This window comes from Cognatiluteimonas weifangensis (genome assembly GCF_003416885.1).
In the GTDB taxonomy this organism is placed as follows: Bacteria; Pseudomonadota; Gammaproteobacteria; order Xanthomonadales; family Xanthomonadaceae; genus Cognatiluteimonas; species Cognatiluteimonas weifangensis.
The window spans coordinates 96,782-114,495 of the sequence record NZ_QVPD01000007.1 but is presented as its reverse complement, the minus strand read 5'-3'; the positions used below and the strand labels follow the sequence as shown (position 1 = coordinate 114,495).

At 71.1% G+C, this 17,714-nt stretch carries 17 protein-coding genes and 1 riboswitch; of the genes, 6 read left to right on the top strand and 11 right to left on the bottom strand.

Annotated elements, in window-relative coordinates; translation table 11 throughout:
• Positions 1 to 53: 53 nt before the first annotated feature.
• From D0Y53_RS08405 to D0Y53_RS08395, 3 genes are all read left to right on the top strand, one after another.
• Positions 54 to 587, top strand: coding sequence for a lipocalin family protein (locus D0Y53_RS08405; protein ID WP_117202777.1), 534 nt, complete (start codon positions 54 to 56; stop codon positions 585 to 587).
• An 83-nt stretch (positions 588 to 670) separates the two neighbouring features.
• Entirely contained in the window at positions 671 to 1,216 is a 546-nt protein-coding gene (locus D0Y53_RS08400; RefSeq protein WP_117202776.1) for a DUF4136 domain-containing protein, read from the top strand.
• A 624-nt stretch (positions 1,217 to 1,840) separates the two neighbouring features.
• Entirely contained in the window at positions 1,841 to 2,302 is a 462-nt protein-coding gene (locus D0Y53_RS08395) for a glycine zipper domain-containing protein (RefSeq protein ID WP_117202775.1), read from the top strand.
• 219 nt (positions 2,303 to 2,521) lie between these two features.
• On the opposite strand, the gene gcvP is transcribed toward D0Y53_RS08395, so the two are convergent.
• Positions 2,522 to 5,449: an aminomethyl-transferring glycine dehydrogenase gene (gene gcvP / locus D0Y53_RS08390; protein ID WP_117202774.1), complete on the bottom strand. Its 2,928-nt coding sequence runs from the start codon at positions 5,447 to 5,449 to the stop codon at positions 2,522 to 2,524.
• Between the two features lie 57 nt (positions 5,450 to 5,506).
• A riboswitch (glycine riboswitch) is annotated at positions 5,507 to 5,641 on the bottom strand.
• A gap of 299 nt (positions 5,642 to 5,940) precedes the next feature.
• Here gcvP and D0Y53_RS08385 point away from each other — a divergent pair.
• Together D0Y53_RS08385 and D0Y53_RS08380 are read left to right on the top strand one after the other, a co-directional pair.
• On the top strand, positions 5,941 to 6,393 hold the full coding sequence (locus D0Y53_RS08385; protein ID WP_117202773.1) for a VOC family protein: 453 nt from the start codon (positions 5,941 to 5,943) through the stop codon (positions 6,391 to 6,393).
• Positions 6,393 to 7,646, top strand: a complete 1,254-nt coding sequence (locus D0Y53_RS08380; protein ID WP_117202772.1) for a multidrug effflux MFS transporter — start codon at positions 6,393 to 6,395, stop codon at positions 7,644 to 7,646. The genes D0Y53_RS08385 and D0Y53_RS08380 overlap by 1 nt, the downstream gene beginning before the upstream one ends.
• Positions 7,647 to 7,736: 90 nt before the next feature.
• On the opposite strand, the gene D0Y53_RS08375 is transcribed toward D0Y53_RS08380, so the two are convergent.
• The 10 genes from D0Y53_RS08375 to D0Y53_RS08330 all read right to left on the bottom strand — a co-directional run bounded on the left by D0Y53_RS08375 (position 7,737) and on the right by D0Y53_RS08330 (position 16,305).
• Positions 7,737 to 9,008, bottom strand: a complete 1,272-nt coding sequence (locus tag D0Y53_RS08375) for an amino acid permease (RefSeq protein WP_117202771.1) — start codon at positions 9,006 to 9,008, stop codon at positions 7,737 to 7,739.
• 8 nt (positions 9,009 to 9,016) lie between these two features.
• Positions 9,017 to 10,084, bottom strand: coding sequence for an aromatic ring-hydroxylating oxygenase subunit alpha (locus D0Y53_RS08370; protein WP_117202770.1), 1,068 nt, complete (start codon positions 10,082 to 10,084; stop codon positions 9,017 to 9,019).
• 83 nt (positions 10,085 to 10,167) lie between these two features.
• Complete coding sequence (locus tag D0Y53_RS08365) at positions 10,168 to 10,473, bottom strand: carboxypeptidase-like regulatory domain-containing protein (protein WP_158550623.1); 306 nt, start codon at positions 10,471 to 10,473, stop codon at positions 10,168 to 10,170.
• A 125-nt stretch (positions 10,474 to 10,598) separates the two neighbouring features.
• Positions 10,599 to 10,901, bottom strand: coding sequence for a carboxypeptidase-like regulatory domain-containing protein (locus tag D0Y53_RS08360; RefSeq protein WP_117202768.1), 303 nt, complete (start codon positions 10,899 to 10,901; stop codon positions 10,599 to 10,601).
• Positions 10,902 to 11,045: 144 nt separating this feature from the next.
• The gene (locus tag D0Y53_RS08355; protein WP_117202767.1) at positions 11,046 to 13,076 is read right to left on the bottom strand and encodes a M2 family metallopeptidase; all 2,031 of its coding nucleotides are present in this window, start codon (positions 13,074 to 13,076) and stop codon (positions 11,046 to 11,048) included.
• Between the two features lie 88 nt (positions 13,077 to 13,164).
• Positions 13,165 to 13,698, bottom strand: a complete 534-nt coding sequence (locus tag D0Y53_RS08350) for a hypothetical protein (protein ID WP_117202766.1) — start codon at positions 13,696 to 13,698, stop codon at positions 13,165 to 13,167.
• A gap of 88 nt (positions 13,699 to 13,786) precedes the next feature.
• Positions 13,787 to 14,050 carry a cell division topological specificity factor MinE gene (gene minE / locus D0Y53_RS08345; protein ID WP_117202765.1) on the bottom strand — a complete coding sequence of 88 codons (264 nt, stop codon included), beginning with the start codon at positions 14,048 to 14,050 and terminating at the stop codon, positions 13,787 to 13,789.
• A gap of 3 nt (positions 14,051 to 14,053) precedes the next feature.
• The gene (gene minD, locus D0Y53_RS08340) at positions 14,054 to 14,863 is read right to left on the bottom strand and encodes a septum site-determining protein MinD (protein ID WP_117202764.1); all 810 of its coding nucleotides are present in this window, start codon (positions 14,861 to 14,863) and stop codon (positions 14,054 to 14,056) included.
• A gap of 46 nt (positions 14,864 to 14,909) precedes the next feature.
• On the bottom strand, positions 14,910 to 15,695 hold the full coding sequence (gene minC, locus D0Y53_RS08335; RefSeq protein WP_117202763.1) for a septum site-determining protein MinC: 786 nt from the start codon (positions 15,693 to 15,695) through the stop codon (positions 14,910 to 14,912).
• Between the two features lies 1 nt (position 15,696).
• On the bottom strand, positions 15,697 to 16,305 hold the full coding sequence (locus D0Y53_RS08330) for a GNAT family N-acetyltransferase (RefSeq protein WP_117202762.1): 609 nt from the start codon (positions 16,303 to 16,305) through the stop codon (positions 15,697 to 15,699).
• 172 nt (positions 16,306 to 16,477) lie between these two features.
• On the opposite strand from D0Y53_RS08330, the gene D0Y53_RS08325 reads away from it, so the two are divergent.
• A complete protein-coding gene (locus D0Y53_RS08325; RefSeq protein ID WP_117202761.1) occupies positions 16,478 to 17,713 on the top strand; it encodes a sensor histidine kinase in 1,236 nt (411 codons plus the stop codon).
• Position 17,714: the final 1 nt, after the last annotated feature.

Sequence of the window (17,714 nt, the reverse complement as noted above, 5' to 3'; positions counted from 1 at the left end):
GATCCGGCTTGCCGTAGCATGGCCGGCCTCCCGCCCGCGGAGGGATCGCTGTCATGCTTGTCGCCCTGCTCAGCCTCGCCATCGCTGCCGGCAACGGCGCCGCCGCGCCGCACCTGCCCAACCGGCCGGTCGCCCGTCTCGACCTGCAGCGCTACAGCGGCCACTGGTACGAGATCGCGCACCTGCCGCAGTATTTCCAGCGCCAGTGCGTGGACACCATCACCGCCACCTACACCCCGCAGCCCGACGGCACCTTGCAGGTGCGCAACGCCTGCCGCCGCAACGACGGCCGCATCAGCGCCGTCACCGGCGTCGCCCGCACGGTGGCGGGCCAGCCCGGAGCGTTGCAGGTGCGCTTCGCCCCGCGTTGGCTGACGTGGCTGCCGGCGGTGTGGGGCGACTACTGGGTGCTGGACCTGGACCCCGGCTACCAGTGGGCCGTGGTCGGCGGCCCCAGCCGCAAGTCGTTGTGGGTGCTGTCGCGCGCGCCGGCCATGGACCGGGCGCTGTTCGAGCGGCTCGAGGCCGACGCCCGCGCCCGCGGCTACCCGGTCGACCGCCTGGTGCTGGCCGCACCGCTGCGCTGACGCATCCGGCCGGCGCCCGTTCACGGGCCCGCAACTCCGGCCGGTGGACCTTATGCCCGTCCGTCACCGCTCCGGAGCCCATCATGGCCCGCCTCGCCTTCCTCGCCGCGCTCGCGCTGACCGTCGCCGCCTGCGCCACTCCGGCCGTCTACACCGACCACGACCCGGGCGTGAATTTCAGCCAGTACCAGACCTACTACTGGCGGCAGAAACCCGAAAACGCGCCGCCGCTGATCAACCAGCGCATCGTCGCCGGCATCGACGCGCAGCTGCAGGCCAAGGGTTGGCGCCTGGCGTCCGCCGAGACGGCCGACGTTGCCCTGGCCGCAAACGTCGCCAGCCACCGCGAGTACACCATCGACAGTTTCTACGACGGTCCGATGTGGGGCGGCTGGGGCTGGGATCGCTACTGGGGCATGAGCGCCGGTTACCGGCACGCGCGCGTGCGCAGCTACACCGTCGGCACCCTGGTGCTGGACATGTTCGACACCCGCAGCAAGCAGGCGATCTGGAGCGGCAGTGCCGAAGGCACCATCCCCAGCTCGCCACAGAAGGTCAACGAGCACATCGACCTGGCCATCGGCAAGATGTTCGCCGGCTTCCCGCCGGGGAGCGTGCCGGTGCGCTAAGGCGCGCGAGCCGCTGGGTCGGCCGCGAGAACCGAGTCCAGCAAATCCGCGCGGGGGTTTGTTTCTCTTCCGGCTGCGGTGATCGGCTTCGGACGGAGCCGCCGACTGGCGGGCTGGGTGCTGCATCCTCCTGACGATGCCCTGCGTGCAAGTTGGGGCGCAGGCCGGGCCTGGCCTGACTTCGAGTCATGGCCTGCTTTCGTGAGATCGGCTTCGGAAGGAGTCGCCGCCCGGCGGGCTGGGGGTGCTGCGCCCTCCTGACGACCTCCTGTCTTTAAGTCGGGGCGCAGGCCATCCATGGCCTGCTCTCCGCACCCCCAGCCCGCCGGGCAGCGACTTTGCGAGCTTGGAGTTCATCGCTTCGGGCGGCTTTCTTTTCAAGCGCCGACTCAGCGCAGAAGCCGGTGGCCCGGCCTGTGCGGGACCGTCGGCGGCATGGGTCCGGCGCATTGCGCCGGCACGTCTGAATGCGTGCGGGATGCGCTGCAGATGGGGGATGCATTCGTCGGTGTGTTGCATGCTGAATCGTCGAGGAAATTTTCCTGCGCGCTTCACGCGACAGGCATGCGCGATGCTGCATCGTCGGTCGCGGCAATAAGCCAGCAGGACTAACGGGAACCAACGATGAAAGACATCAAGAAAGACCACAGCATCGGCGAGGGTACGGGTGCCGGCGCAGGCGCGATCACGGGTGCGGCAGTGGGATCGGTGGCCGGCCCGGTGGGGACGGCAGTGGGCGCGCTGGTCGGCGCCGTGGCCGGCGCCAAGGCCGGCGGCGCGCTCGCCGAAGCGGTGAATCCGACCGAGTACGTCGAGCATTTCCGCAGCAATTACCAGACCACGCCGTACTACAGCGCCAATCGCACCTGGAACGATTACGAGCCGGCCTACAAATACGGCTACGACACCTACGGCGCATATCGCGGCCAGCGGTTCGACGATGTCGAATCGCAGCTGGAGAGCGACTGGGACGCCACCCGCGGCAAGTCCAGGCTGGCCTGGAACGAGGCCCGCGGCGCGGTCCGCGATGGCTGGCACTTCATCGAGCGCGCGCTGCCGGGCGATTTCGACAAGGACGCTCGCTGAGCGCAGGCGTTGCCTGCGGCTGCGCGAACGATCGCGGCGGATTCCCTTTGGTCGCTCCCCCATGGCCAGGCTGGCGAAGGCCGCTGGGTGTCCGGGAGACGCTGCAGGCTGTCGCCCCCGGAAAAAGGAAATGCGCCGCTATGCGCAACTCGTGGAAACGGCAAGGCCCCGCACTGCGGGGCCTTGTCGCGTCCGGCGGACCGCAACGCGCGGACGGAGTCAGGACACGTTGGGTTCGCTGAAGGCCTCGATCTCGTCGAAGAAGGCGTTGATCGGCACGCAGCTGCAGAACACGTTCTTGTCGCCGTAGACGTTGTCCACGCGCGCCACTGGCGGCCAGTATTTCTGCAGCTTCAGCGTGGGCAGCGGGAAGGCGGCCAGCTCGCGCGGATAGGCGTGGGTCCATTCCGACGCGGACACCTGGGTCGCGGTGTGCGGCGCGTGCTTGAGCGGGTTGTCCTCGCGGTCCAGGCGGCCGTCCTCGATCGCACGGATCTCCTCGCGGATCTGGATCATGGCATCGATGAAACGATCGAGCTCGTTGAGCGACTCGGACTCGGTCGGCTCCACCATCAGCGTGCCCGCCACCGGGAAGCTCAGCGTGGGCGCGTGGAAGCCGAAGTCGATCAGGCGCTTGGCCACGTCCTCGGCGCTGATGCCGGTGGCGTCCTTGAGCGGGCGCAGGTCGAGAATGCATTCGTGCGCGACCAGGCCGTTGCGGCCGGTGTACAGGGTCGGGTAATGCGGCGCCAGTTTGCTGGCGATGTAGTTGGCATTGAGCAGTGCGACCTGGGTGGCGCGGCGCAGGCCGCTGGCGCCCATCATCGCGATGTACATCCAGCTGATCGGCAGGATGCTGGCGCTGCCGAAAGCCGCGGCGCTGACCATGCCGCCGCCGCGACCGGGCTGCCCCGCATCCGTGCGGGCGCCTTCGCCCGGGAGCAGCAGGGTGGTGGAGGGCAGGAACGGCGCCAGGTGCGCCTTGACCGCGCACGGACCCACGCCCGGGCCGCCGCCGCCATGCGGGATGCAGAAGGTCTTGTGCAGGTTCAGGTGCGAGACGTCCGAGCCCCACTTGCCGGGCTTGGCGACGCCGACCAAGGCGTTCATGTTGGCGCCGTCGGTGTACACCTGGCCGCCGTGCCGGTGCACGATCTCGCAGATCTCGACGATGTCCTCCTCGAACACGCCGTGCGTGGACGGGTAGGTGATCATGATCGCGGCCAGGCGATCGGAATACTTTTCCGCCTTGGCGCGGATGTCGGCGACGTCGACGTTGCCGTTGGCGTCGCACTTGGTCACCACCACGCTCATGCCGCACAGCTGCGCCGAGGCGGGATTGGTGCCGTGCGCGGATTCCGGGATCAGGCACACGGTGCGCTGCGGCTGGCCGTTGGCGCGATGCCAGGCGCGGATCGCCAGCAGGCCGGTGTATTCGCCCTGGGCGCCGGAGTTGGGCTGCAGGCTGACCGCGTCGTAGCCGGTGCATTCCACCAGCATCGCTTCCAGGTCGTCGATCAGCTCCTGGTAGCCCTGCGCCTGCGCGGCCGGCGCCAGCGGGTGGATGTTCGCGAACTCCGGCCAGGTGATCGGGATCATCTCGGCGGTGGCGTTGAGCTTCATCGTGCACGAGCCCAGCGGGATCATGGTGCGATCCATCGCCAGGTCCTTGTCGGCCAGCGCGCGCATGTAGCGCAGCAGTTCGTGCTCGCTGTGGTAGGTGTTGAACACCGGATGCTGCAGGAACGGCGACTGCCGCCGCAGCGCGGCCGGCAGGGCGTCGGCGGTGGCGGCGTCGAGCGCATCGATGTCGTCGATGCGCGCGCCGAACAGCTGCGCCAGCGCGAGCAGATCCTCGCGGGCGCTGGTCTCGTCGAGGCTGATGCCGAGGCTGCCGGCGTCGATGGGGCGCAGGTTGATGCTGGCCGCGTGCGCCTTGGCGTGGATCGCGGCGGCGTCGATACCGGTGACGTGCAGGGTGTCGAAGAAACCGTCGCCGACCGCGACTCCGGCCTGGCGCAGCGCCGCGGCCAGGATCGCGGCCAGGCGATGGGTGCGGCGGGCGATGCGGGTCAGCCCCGCCGGGCCGTGGTAGACCGCGTACATCGCCGCCATCACCGCCAGCAGCACCTGCGCGGTGCAGATGTTGCTGGTGGCCTTCTCGCGGCGGATGTGCTGCTCGCGGGTCTGCAGCGTGAGCCGGTAGGCGGGCTTGCCCTCGGCGTCGATGGAGACGCCGATCAGGCGCCCGGGCATGGAGCGCTTGTAGGCGTCGCGGCAGGCCATGAACGCGGCGTGCGGGCCGCCGAAGCCGAACGGCACGCCGAAGCGCTGGCTGTTGCCGACCACGATGTCGGCGCCCCATTCGCCCGGCGGCTTGAGCAGGGTCAGCGCCAGCAGGTCGGTGGCCACCGCCACCAGCGCGCCGCGCGCGTGCACCGCTTCGGCCAGCGCGGCGTAGTCGTGGGCGGCACCGAAGGTGTCGGGATACTGCAGCAGCACGCCGAAGGCGTCGATCGCGGCGAGTTCGGCGTCCGGCGCCACCACCACCTCGATCCCGAGCGGCTCGGCACGGGTGCGGACCACCGCCAGCGACTGCGGGTGCAGCCCGCTGGAGACCGCGAACACGTTCGACCTGGCCTTGCACGAGCGCCGCGCCAGGGTCATCGCCTCGGCGCAGGCGGTGGCCTCGTCCAGCAGCGAGGCGTTGGCGATCTCCATGCCGGTGAGCTCGGCGCACATCGTCTGGAAATTGATCAGCGCCTCCATCCGGCCCTGCGAGATTTCCGCCTGGTAGGGCGTGTAGGCGGTGTACCAGGCCGGGTTTTCGAGGATGTTGCGCAGGATGACGGCGGGCAGGTGGGTGCCGTAGTAGCCCTGGCCGATGAAGCTGCGGAATACCTGGTTGCGCTCGGCGATGGCGCGGATCTTCGCCAGCGCCTCGACCTCGGTCATCGGCGCCGGCAGCGCCAGCGGTGCCTGCGACTTGATCGACGCCGGGACGATGGCGTCGGTCATGGCCTCGAGCGAGGGCTGGCCGATGGCCCGCAGCATGTGCGCGATCTCGGCGTCGTTGGGGCCGATGTGGCGCGCGATGAAGGCGTCGTGGTGCTCCAGGTCGCGGAGCGAGGCGGGCTGCTGGGTCATGTGGGCGTCTCGGCGGGCCGCGGGCGCGGCGCAGGGGGCGGGAGCAGGCGGATGCGTGGGCGCCCCTCTGTCCTTTTGCCTGAGAGTTTGGAAGCGATGCTCCGTGGCGGCAGCGGGGGAGGTGCGCGCTTCTTGCCCCTTCGGCGCCGGCCCCTGCCGTGCGGGCAGGCCGGTCTCTCCAGAGTGTGTGCACGCGGCGGTCGTGGGGCCTGAGCGATTACGGGCGTTACGCCGTCGGCAGCGGGGATGCGCCCCGCTTCTCCCACCGCATGCTGCCGGCCGATTATAGCCGCTGCGCGCCGGCCTCGCCCCGCACCAGGGCGGAGAGCGGCGGGGCGCAGCCCGGCATGGAAGGCTACGCCCCGGGGCAAGGAGCGCTGCGCTTTCGCCCCGATTCGGGTCCGGGCGGGGTCCGGCGCAGTTCCGCTCCCCGCGGCGAGGAAGCCGGCACGATTCGGCCTTAACATGGCCGCCCCCAGGCTGGGCGTGCCGTGAACCCACCTCCCTTCCAGCTGCAGTGGATCGACCATGTGGTCCTGCGGGTCCGCGACGCCGCCGCGATGCAGGCGTTCTACTGCGACGTGCTCGGCTGCCGGGTCGAACGCCGGGTGGACGCGATCGGCTTGCTGCAACTGCGCGCCGGGGCCGCGCTGATCGACCTGGTCCCGGCCGCGCCGGACGACGCCGGCCCTGCCGCCCCGCCGGCCGGCGGGGCGGGTGCGGACGCGGCGGGGCGCAACCTGGACCACCTGTGCCTGCGGGTGGCGCCGTTCGACCGCGGCGCGATCCTGGCGCACCTGCAGGCGCACGGGGTGCGCGTGGGCAGCTTCGGCATGCGCTACGGCGCCGAGGGCGAGGGCCCCTCGCAATACCTGTTTGATCCGGAAGGCAACCTGGTCGAGTTGAAGGGGCCGCCCGCGGCGGCCGCGGGCCCGGGCGCCTGATGCCGGCCGCCGCCGCGCCGATTTCGATCCGCCGCCTGGCGATCCTGCTCGGCGGACTGGCGATGTTCGGGCCGTTCTCGATCGACACGATCTTCCCGGCGTTTCCGCAGATCGGCGCGCAGCTGGGCGCCGACAAGCTGGCGATGCAGCAGACGATCAGCGTGTACCTGATCGCCTATGCGCTGATGAGCGTGGTGCACGGGCCGCTGTCGGACGCGATCGGGCGGCGGCGGGTGATCCTGGGCGGGCTGGCGGTCTTCACCCTGGCCTCGGTCGGTTGCGCGCTGGCGACCGAGTTCGCCACGCTGCTGGCGTTCCGCGCGCTGCAGGGGCTGTCGGCCGGGGTTGGCCTGATCGTCGGCCGCGCGGTGATCCGCGACGTGCTGCACGGCGACGACGCGCAGCGGTTGATGAGCCAGGTGTCGGTGATCTTCGGCATCGCCCCGGCGATCGCGCCGGTGCTGGGCGGCTGGCTGCTGGGCTGGAGCCGCTGGCCGATGATCTTCTGGTTCCTGGTGGCGTTCTCGCTGGCGCTGCTGCTGGCGACCTGGCTGGGCCTGCCGGAAACGCATCCGCCCGCGGCGCGGCTGGCGCCGAAGCCGCGGCGGTTGCTGCGCGACTACGTGGCGATCTTCCTCAATCCGCGCTTCCAGCGCCTGGCCGCGGCCGGCACCTTCAACTTCGGCGCGTTGTTCCTGTACATCGCCTCCGCGCCGGCGTTCGTGCTCGGGCTGCTGCGGCTGGACGAGCGCAGCTTCGCCTGGTTCTTCGTGCCGATGATCGGCGGCATGATGCTGGGCGCATATGTGTCCGGGCGCATCGCCGGCCGCGTCAGCGGCATGGCGCAGACCCGGTTCGGTTTTCTGTGCTGCGGCGTGGCCGCGGCCGCCAACCTTGTCTACAACCTGGCCGTGGCCGCGCCGGCGGTGCCGTGGGCGGTGCTGCCGATGATGCTCAACGCCTTCGGCATCGCGCTGGTGTTCCCGATCCTGACCCTCGCCATCCTCGACATGTATCCGCGCCAGCGCGGCAGCGCCTCGTCGCTGCAGGCCTTCACCGGGCTGGTGTCCAACGCGGTGATCGCCGGGGTGCTGTCGCCGCTGCTCAGCCACCATGGCCTGTACCTGGCGCTGGGCGCGGCCGGGTTCACGCTGCTGGGCTGGGCGTTCTGGCGCTGGGAGATGCAGGCCGGGCACGCGCTGCTGCTGGCGCAGGGGCCGGTGGAATCGGTCGAACCGGTCGAGCGCCCGTAACCGCGCGCTGGCGCATGCCGCCCCGCGGGGGCATGGCGCGGGCGAGCGCGGTGCATCCGGGGGGCAACGACGATGCACCGCCGCGGGGCGTCAGTGCCGGCGCTGCCACCAGTAGAGCGGCAGGCCGGCCAGGACCAGGACGGCGCCCCACAGCAGCGCCTCGGCGCCGGTGCCGACCAGGGCATACAGGCTGTACGCCAGCGCCAGTGCCGCGACCATGCGGCCCTGGCCGGAACCGCTGCGCAGCCAGGCCGCACTGCTGATCACGTAGGGCAGCAGGGTGGCCGCGGTCGACAGCAGGATCGAGAAGGTGAACAACTGCACCAGGCTGTGGCTGTAGTTGGCCAGCACCAGCAGCGAGGCGAGCGCGCCGCTGCCGAGCAGCCCGAACACCGGCGTGCCGTCCCGGTCCAGTTGCGCGAAGCGGCGCGGCAGCAGGCCGTCGTTCGCCGCCGCCAGCGGCACCTGCGCGGAGATCAGCACCCAGCCGTTCAGGGCGCCGAAGCACGACACCGCCGCGACCAGCGCCACCGCGATGCCCGCCGCCGGCCCCCACAGTGCGCGCGCCGCATCGGCCATCGGCGCGGCGGAAGCCTGCGCCTGCGCCATCGGCAGCACCCCCAGCACCACGGTGCAGGCGAGGATGGTGGCGATGCCGGCGAGCAGGGTGCCGAGCAGGGTCGCGCGCGGGATCGTGCGTTCGGGTGCGGCGATCGCGCCGGCCGGCACGGTCGCCGCCTCCAGGCCGAGGAACGCCCACAGCGTCAGCGCCACCGTGGCCTGCACCGCGTCCGACAGCGGCTGGCTGCCGGATTCGGGCAGGTAGTGGCTGGTGTCGAGGAACCACAGCGCGACGAACCCGAACAGCAGCAGCGGCAGCAGCTTCAGCGCCGTGGTCAGCAGCTGCATGCGCCCGGCCTCGCGCACGCCGGCGAGGTTGACGCCGATGCAGAGCCACAGCGCGCCCAGCGCGCAGCCGGCGGCGCGCAGCGGAGTGGCGGTGAGCGCCGGGAACACCGCGCCGATGCTGCCGGCGAAGCCGACCGCGATCGCGGCGTTGGCGCACCAGATCGACACCCAGTAGCTCCACGCCACCACGAACCCGGGCAAGTCGCCGAAGGCGTTGCGCGCGTAGGCGTAGGGGCCGCCGGTCTGCGGCCAGTGCATCGCCAGACGCGCGAAGGTCAGCGCCAGCAGCAGCGCGCCGCACAGGGTGATGGCCCAGCCGACGAGACTGGTGGCGCCGTAGGGCGCCAGCGACGCCGGCAGCAGGAACACGCCGCTGCCGATCATGCTGCCGACCACCAGCGCGGTCGCCGACCACAGGCCGAGCGGTCGCGCCGGCGTCGGTTCTGCGGCCATGCCCCGGCCTAGGTGGCGGCGCGGTAGGCCGCGCGCAGCAGTTCGTGGAAGTGGTGCACGCCGCTTTCGCGCAGCGGGTTCAGGCGCCCGGCCACGTACGAGCCCGAGGCCAGCCCGCGCTGCACGTCCTCGCAGATGCGCAGATCCTCCAACTGCACCTCGTCGCTGAAGGCGCGGTCCGCCTCGCGCCGGGCACGCGCCTGGCCGCTGTCGTCGGGTGGATAGTAGAAGTCGAACTCGACGCGGCAGCGGTCCACGCCCAGCGGCAGCACCCGGTTGGTCTGCAGCCGGTCCGGCAGGATGTTGAGCATGGTGTTGGGCCACAGCCAGTAGTACAGCGCATCACCCGTGCCGTACAACGAAGCATCGCTCTCCAGCGGGCTCCATTGCAGCGAGTGCCAGTCCGCCAGTTCGGTGCGGTAGCTGCGGTAGTCGAGCAGGCGGTTGAGCCCCGGGTGCACGTGCGGGACGTGGTAGCCCTCCAGGTAGTTGTCGACGTACGCCTTCCAGTTGCAGGCGATCTCGTAGGCGACGTGCTGGTGGTGGGCGTAGCGTTCCAGGCCGCGTCCGGCGCCGAGGCGCGCGTCGATGCCCGCCACCAGCGCCTCGAAGTCCTGCGCCGCGGCGACGTCCACCGCCGCGAACACCAGCCCCTGCCATTCGCGTACCGCCAGCTGCGGCAGGCGCACCTGGGCAACGTCGAAGTCCACGGCGCCCTTCATTTCCGGCGCCGAGCGCAGCTGCCCGTCCAGGCCGTAGGTCCAGCCGTGGTAGCGGCAGCGCAGCGCCTTGGCGCCGAGGCCGTCGCATTGCGCGATCGGCCCGGCACGGTGCCGGCAGACGTTATGGAAGGCGCGGATCTCGCCGTCGCTGCCGCGCACCGCCAGCACCGGCAGCCCGGCGCAGTCGGCGACGACGTGGTCGCCGGGCGCGCGCAGCCGGCTGACGTGCGCGAGCAGGTGCCAGCCGCGGTCGAAGATCGCATGCCGGTCGATGCCGGCCATCGCGGGTTCGACGTAGAACCGTGCGGGCAGGGCGGTGGCGGTTTCGGGCAGCTGCGTTGCGAGGTCGTCCATGGGCGGAGTATGGACTCCTTGGTGCTGGAGGGAACCCGTGGTTGCCGGCGGCGCGCATCGGGGTGCGCGAGAAGGCGGCGATGCTATTGCACGCGTGCCGTGCTGCCGATCTGCACGACCACGGTTTGCGCCGTGCCGGCCGTACCATCCGCGCGGACCCTGACCACGGTGTAGGTTCCGGTCGGGATGCGACGGATGGTGAATTTTCCGTCTTCCCTGATTTCCACTTCGCGGTGGAACCCGGTGTCGTCGCCGCGGACGACGATCGTTTCGCCGGCAACCGCGGCGCCGACGATGTTGCCGGAGCTCGATTGCGCCTGGGCAGCGGACAGCAGGCCGACGCCGAGGGCGAGGGCGAGCAGCAGGGACTTCGGCTTTCCAGGAAACATGTCATGTCGATCCGAACAACGGGGTTTCGAGGGTGGCGGGCGATGGTTCCCGCCCGCAAGTGACTTTGGTACTGGCAATGAAAAGGCCGGCATGCGCCGGCCTTCGGTAACCGCGATCGCGGCGCTTACTTGAGCCGCACGGTGACGCCCGCGTGGACCTCGATGCGCTGCGGTTGTCCCGTACTGCCGTCGGCGCGGGTGCGGGTGACCACATAGACCCCGGTGGGGATGCGGCGGATCGCGTACTTGCCGTCCTGGTCGACCCTGACTTCGCGGCGGAAGCCGTTGTCGACGCCTTCCACGACGATGGTTTCGCCGGTGACGGCTTCGCCGGCGATGTTGCCGGAAGTGGACTGGGCCTGCGCAACGGCGGAGGCGCCGAGCAGCAGGCTCGCAGCGATGGCGATGGAACGGAATTTCGGAGTCATGGCATGCAACCGGGGGAATGGACGGATGCGGCCACTATATCGTCGGCGTCGCGGTCCCGGCCCGGGATGCCGGCGGCCTTCATCGGGCAGTCATGCAGCCCGCCGGCATGCGCCGGCGGGAACCCGTGACGGCCGACGCGGGCCTCAGCGCTTGCCGGGCGCGGACGACGCCGCAGCGGGGCCGGTGGCCACCGCGGTCCCGGTCCAGCCGCAGCTCTGGCCCTCGTTCTGCTGCTGCAGCCAGGCCTGCAGCGGGGCGAAGTATTCCAGCACCGCCGAGGCGTCCATCCGCTCGCCGCCGGTGAGCTCCTTCAGCGTCTGCTGCCACGGCTGGCTGGCGCCCTTGCCCAGCATCGCCAGGTATTTCTCGCCGGCGGCCTTGTTGCCGTAGAAGCTGCATTCGTACAGCGGGCCCTTGAACCCGGACGCGTCGCACAGCGCCTTGTAGAACTGGAACTGCAGCACGTGCGAGAGGAAGTAGCGCGTGTACGGCGTATTGCCCGGGACGTGGTACTTGGCGCCCGGATCGAAGAACTCCTCGCCGCGCGCCTGCACCGGGGCCACGCCCTGGTATTTCGCCTTCAATTCCCACCACGCCTGGTTGTACCGGTCCGGCTTGATCGAGCCGTCGAACACGCCCCAGCGCCAGCGGTCGATCATCAGCCCGAACGGCAGGAACGCGACCTTGGCCAGCGCCATCCGCATCTGCGCGTTGATCAGCGCCTCGTGCGACTGCTGCTGCGCGTCGACCAGGCCGATCGACTGCAGGTACTGCGGCGTCATCGCCAGCACGATGGTGTCGCCGATCGCCTCGTGGAAGCCGTCGTGCGCGCCGGACTGGAAGATCGGCGGCAGCTTGTTGTAGGCCAGGTAGTAATAGACGTGGCCGAGCTCGTGGTAGATGGTGGTGAAGTCTTCCTCGTTGGGCTGCATGCACATCTTGGTGCGCACGTCGCCGGCCATGTTCATGTCCCAGGCGCTGGCGTGGCAGACCACGTCGCGGTCGCGCGGCTTGATGAACTGGGTGTTCTCCCAGTAGCTCTCCGGCAGCTTGGGCATGCCCAGCGAGACGTAGAAGTCCTGCGCGCGCGTGGTCATCTGCCGGGCGCTGTCGAGCTGCGCGGCGCGCTCGATCTCGGCCAGCGCGTCGCTGTCGGGCGTGCCGGCATGCCGGGCCAGCCGGGCGCTGTAGTCCTGGCGGTACTGGCGCTGCAGCGCGCCGGTGATGTCGAGGCTGCCGGCGTCCCGGTAGGGCTGCAGCAGGTCCCACAGGTTGCTCCAGTCCTGCTGCCACATGTTGCCCATGAGGTGCGCGGGCAGCATGCCGCCGGCGACCTCGCCCTTGTCCTTGCCGTACTTGGCGTCCAGGCGGGTGCGCGCGTAGCAGTGCAGCTGCTCGTACAGCGGCTTGACCTGGCCCCAGAGGCGGTCGGTCTCGGCGGCGATCTGCGCCGGCGGCATGTCGTAGCCGGAGCGCCAGACCTCGCCGGCGTCGGCGAAGCCCATGTCCTTGGCGCCCTCGTTCACCAGCTCGACGAAGCGCGTGTAGTCCTTGCGCATCGGCTGGGCGATGGTGTGCCAGCCGCGCCAGGCGTCGAGCTGGGCGGCGTAGTCGCGGTTGCCGCGCAGCACGTTCTCCAGTTCGCCGAGCTGGCGGCATTTGCGCGCCTCGCCCTCGCCGGTGCAGTAGGCGCCGGAGCCGTACATGCCTTCCATCTTCGTGGCGATGCGGGTGAGCTCGGCGAGCTTGGCCGGATCGCGCGGCGCCGGCATCGCCGTCATCAGCTTCAACAGCATGATCGCGCGCGCGGTTTGCGGCGACATCGGCTGGCCTTCGAACCGGCGCGCCTGCTCGATCCAGCCGTTGAGCCGGGTCAGCCAGCGCTCGTTGGCCTTGGCCGCGAGCAGCTCGCTGTCGTCGTTGATGTAGGTCGAGGAGATCCATTGCGCGGCGCTGAGCTCGGTATAGCTGTCGCGCATTTCCTGGTTGACGCGGGCGACGAACTGGTCGGCGGTCTCGTCCGCGGGCGCCGCGCTGGTCGCGGGCGGCGCCTCGCTGCCCGGGGAGGGGGTGCGCTTGCAGGCGCTGAAGGACAGCGCGAGGGCGGCGATGGCGAGCGCGGCCACGGCCGTGGACAGCGGGGCGCGGCGGGAGGTCACGGGCCGGTGCTTCATGGACGATCCTTGCAATGGCCGCAGCGGCGCGGCGGCGGCGGAACCGGCAGGCTAGTGCGCGGCCGTGGGCGGCGCAAGCGCGGGCCGCTTATGCGGGGGCCGCGGCCGCCGGCAAGCGCAGGCGCCGCTGCGCGTCGATCAGGCCGCGCGCGGCCAGCCAGGCCCAGGCGGCCGCGGCGTCGTGTGCGACGTAGGCCTGCGCGCTGCCCAGGCGGAAGGTATAGCCCCAGGCGTCCATGTCGGCGAGCACGCGCGCGGCGCCGACCCCCGGCAGCGCGTCGCCCAGCAGCGCCTGCAGCACGCACACCGCGTCTTCCTCGGCGACCGAGTCGGTGGCGTCGGTGTGCACCGCGGCGCGGCGCTCGGGCGGCAGCACGATCAGGTGCGCGGCTTCGTGCAGCAGCGAGTGCAGCGGGGTGTCGCCGCGCGCGTACACCTCGCAGCCGATCAGGCCGGCCTCGGGCTCCCCCCAGTAGCTGCCGGGGATCGGCGCGCCGTCGGCGACGCGCACCAGACGCAGTCCGTAAGCGGCGAGCAGCGCGGCGGCATCGGCGCCGGCAATGTCGCGCAGGAGCAGGACCGGTGCGGCGGCCTCGCGGGTGGCGGCCTGTCCGGCGCTCATGCGGGGCGGGAAATCGCGACTCGCGCCGCGCCGGCGTCGCTCCCGCGACGTCGGCGCTGCGGACGGCGCAACCGCGGGGCGGCGCGCGTCACGCGGTCGCGGCGCGATCGTCGGGCAGCGACACCGAGATGTCGAGCACGTCCTGGTCGCCGTCCTTGACCACGTCCACCTTCACCGCCTCGACGTCGACGTTGACGTACTTGCGGATCACCTCGAGCAGCTCGCGCCGCAGCAGCGGCAGGTAGTCGCGGCCGCCGTGGGTGCTGCGTTCCTGCGCGATGATGATGCGCAGGCGGTCCTTGGCGATCGAGGCGGTGTTCTTCTTGGCCTTCAGGAAATCGAACATGCCCATGCCTCAACCTCCGAAGAGCTTGCTGAAGAAGCCCTTCTTCTCCGCCTGGGTGAAGCGCATCGGGCGCTGTTCGCCCATCAGCCGCGCGACCGCGTCGTCGTAGGCCTGGCCGGCCAGAGACTCCATGTCCAGGATCACCGGCTCGCCCTTGTTGGAGGCGTTGAGCACGTCGCCGGATTCGGGGATCACGCCGATCGTCTTCAGGCCGAGCACCTCCTCGACGTCGCCGATCGAGAGCATCTCGCCGGTTTCCACGCGCGCGGGGCTGTAGCGGGTCAGCAGCAGGTGCTCCTGCACTCGCTCGCCGGCTTCGGCGCGGCGGGTCTTGGACGCCAGCAGGCCGAGGATGCGGTCGGAGTCGCGCACCGAGGAGACTTCCGGATTCACCACCACCACCGCCTGGTCGGCGAAGTACATCGCCAGGAACGCGCCTTTCTCGATCCCGGCCGGAGAATCGCAGACGATGTAGTCGAAGCCGTCGGCGGCGAGGTCGTCGAGCACCTTCTGCACGCCCTCGGTGGTCAGCGCGTCCTTGTCGCGGGTCTGCGAGGCGGCCAGCACGAACAGGTTGTCGAAGCGCTTGTCCTTGATCAGCGCCTGCTTCAGCGAGGCATCGCCCTGGATCACGTTGACGAAGTCGTACACCACGCGGCGCTCGCAGCCCATGATCAGGTCGAGGTTGCGCAAGCCGACGTCGAAGTCGATCACGGCCACGCGCTTGCCGTGGCGCGCGAGGCCGCAGGCGAGCGACGCGCTGGTGGTGGTCTTGCCGACGCCGCCCTTGCCGGACGTGACTACGATGATCTCGGCCAAAACACTTCTCCTTGGGGTGACCCAGCCTTGAGGGGGTGCCGCCGGCTCAGTCGAGCGCGGCGAGCTTGAGTTCCTGCTGCTCCAGCCAGATCTGCACGGGCTTGCCGCGCAGCTCTTTCGGGATGTCGTCCAGCACCTTGTAGTGGCCGGCGACGGCGACCAGCTCGGCGTGGAACTCCCGGCAGAAGATACGTGCCTTTTCGTGGCCCTGCGCGCCGGCCAGGGCGCGGCCGCGCAGCGCGCCGTAGATGTGGATCGAGCCGTCGGCGATGACCTCGGCACCGGCGCCGACCGCGGTCAGCACGGTGAGGTCGCGGTTTTCGGCGTACACCTGCTGCCCGGAGCGCACCGGTGCGGTCTGCACCAGCCCGGGCTCGCCGGCGGGGCGCGCCGGGGGCGGGACGGCGGCCGGCTTGGGCGCGCTGGCCTTGGCGGGCGCCGGCGCGGGCGCGGGCGCAGGTGCAGCCGCGGCGGCGCCGGTGTCGGCGCGCTCGTACTGGGCGCGGAACTTGGCCAGCAGCGGCAGGCCGAGCTGCTGCGCCAGCGCGTCGTTGTCGCTGGTGCCGTAAGCCAGCGCCACCGGCAGCACGCCGGCCGCGCGCAGGGCGTCGATCAGGGCCTGCGCGGCGCCACGGTCGGGTGTGGCCGCCAGGCCGCCGAAATCCACCACCACCGCGGCGCGCGCGAACAGCTTCGGCGCGCGCGCCACGCGCTCGCGCATTTCCGCGGCGAGCCGGTCGACGTCGAGCGTGCGCACGCGCAGGTTGGCGATGCCGACCTGGCCGATCTTGAGCTCGCCGGCGGGTTCGTAGTCGGTCCGAGCGGCCGCCACGTCAGGTACCCGTGGCGCGCTGGACGGGCGCGGCGGCGGTGCGCGGCGCGACGATCCACGGGACCTCGGGCAGGTGTCCGCGGTAGGTATCGCGCACCCAGGGGTAGCTGCAGAGTTCCTTCATCAGCATTGCGGCGCGGTGCCCGGGGCCGCCGTCGACGCCCGGCATCACGTGCTGGCCGACTTCGCGGAAGCCGAAGCTGCCGTGGAATAGCAGCGCCGGGTCGTTGCCGTCGTCCAGGAACACCTCGCAGGCCAGCTGCGGGTAACGCAACTCGGCGTAGCTCTGCACGTCGGCGTAGAACGCCCGGCCCACGCCGCCGCCGCGGCGACGGCTGGCGACCACGATGCGGTCGATGTAGAAGAAATCCGGGTAGCGCTCGGCGAACCAGCGGAAGTTGACGCTGTCGTGCCGGGCGCGCGAGCCGAAGCCGACCAGGAACCCGGCGAGCGTGCCGTCGCGCTCGGCGATGCGGAAATACTCGGCATCGGCGTGGAAACGGCGGAGACGGGCCGCGTCGAGCGGCAGGATGGCGGGGCCGGCGGCGTTGTTGAGGGCAAGGACGGAATCCAGCTCGTGCTCGCGCACGTCGCGGATGACGATCGACATTCCTGACTCCGGCGTGGAAACGGTCTGCAAAGGAGGCCCCGGCGGCAGCGACGCCCCAAGGCTGCGCCAGCGCGGATTATCGCATGGCCGGGCGTGCCGGGGTGGCCGCGCGGGCTGCGCGGCATGACTTTCGTGGGACTGCGCAGGTGCCATATTGCGCCTAAGATGCCGCATGTTCGCGCACCTGAACCATAGCCGTCTGCTGCGCTACGCCGGCCTGTTCACCTGGGCGGTGATCGGCATGCCGTTGCTGCTGCTGGCGCTGCTGCCGGCCGACCAGGCGGCCGCCGGCCTGGACGGGGAGGCGGTCGCGGTCGCCCGCATCGGCTGGCATGCGTGGGCCGCGTATGCCGCCTTCGGCCTGTGCTACGGCTGGCTAACCCGGGCGCTGGGCGGCCGCCGGGTCGGCGCCTTCGACTACCTGCTGCTGCTGGTGCTGACCGCCAGTGCGGTGGCGATCAGCTACTACAGCGCCAGCGGCTTGGGCAGCATCCTGCTGATGGTCGCCGCCTGCGTGCTGCCGTGGCTGCTGCCGCTGCCGCTGGGCGTGGCCTGGCTGGTGCTCAGCGAGTTCCTGGTGGTGCCGGTGTACGTGCGCTGGCTCGACATGTCCTGGGTCGAGGCGCTGATGCAGTCGCTGCTGTACGCCGGCTTCTCCGGCTTCGTCTTCGTCACCAGCCTGGTGGCGCGGCAGCAGGCGCAGGCGCGCGAGGACCAGCGCCGGCTCAACGCCGAACTGCGCGCCACCCGCGCGCTGCTGGCCGAGAGCGCACGGATCAACGAACGCACGCGCATCTCCCGCGAGCTGCACGACCTGCTCGGCCACCACCTCACCGCGCTCAGCCTGAACCTGGAAGTCGCCGGCCACCTGGTCCAGGGCAAGGCGCAGGAACACGTCAACCAGGCCCATACCCTGGCGCGGCTGCTGCTCAGCGACGTGCGCGAGGCGGTCAGCCGCCTGCGCAGCAACGACGCCATCGACATGGCGGCGACCCTGCTGCCGCTGGCCGACAACGTCGCCGGGCTGCGGATCGACATGCGGATGCCGCAGCCGTTCCGGCTGGAGGACCCGGAGCGTGCGCACGTGCTGCTGCGCTGCACCCAGGAGATCATCACCAACGCCGTGCGCCACGCGCAGGCGGGCGAACTGCGCCTGCATTACCGCTACGATGGCGGCCAGGTGCGGCTGCAGGCGCGCGACGACGGCCGCGGCGCCGCGGCGCCGGTCGCCGGCAACGGCCTGCGCGGGATGCGCGAACGGCTGGCCGCGTTCGGCGGCCGGGTCGACATCCAGACCCGGCCCGGGCACGGCTTCGGGCTCGACGTCCGCCTGCCGCTGGCCGGTGGCGGCCTGCTTCCCGGGTGCGACGCCGTCGATCCGCCGGAAACCGCCGCGACCGCGCCATGAC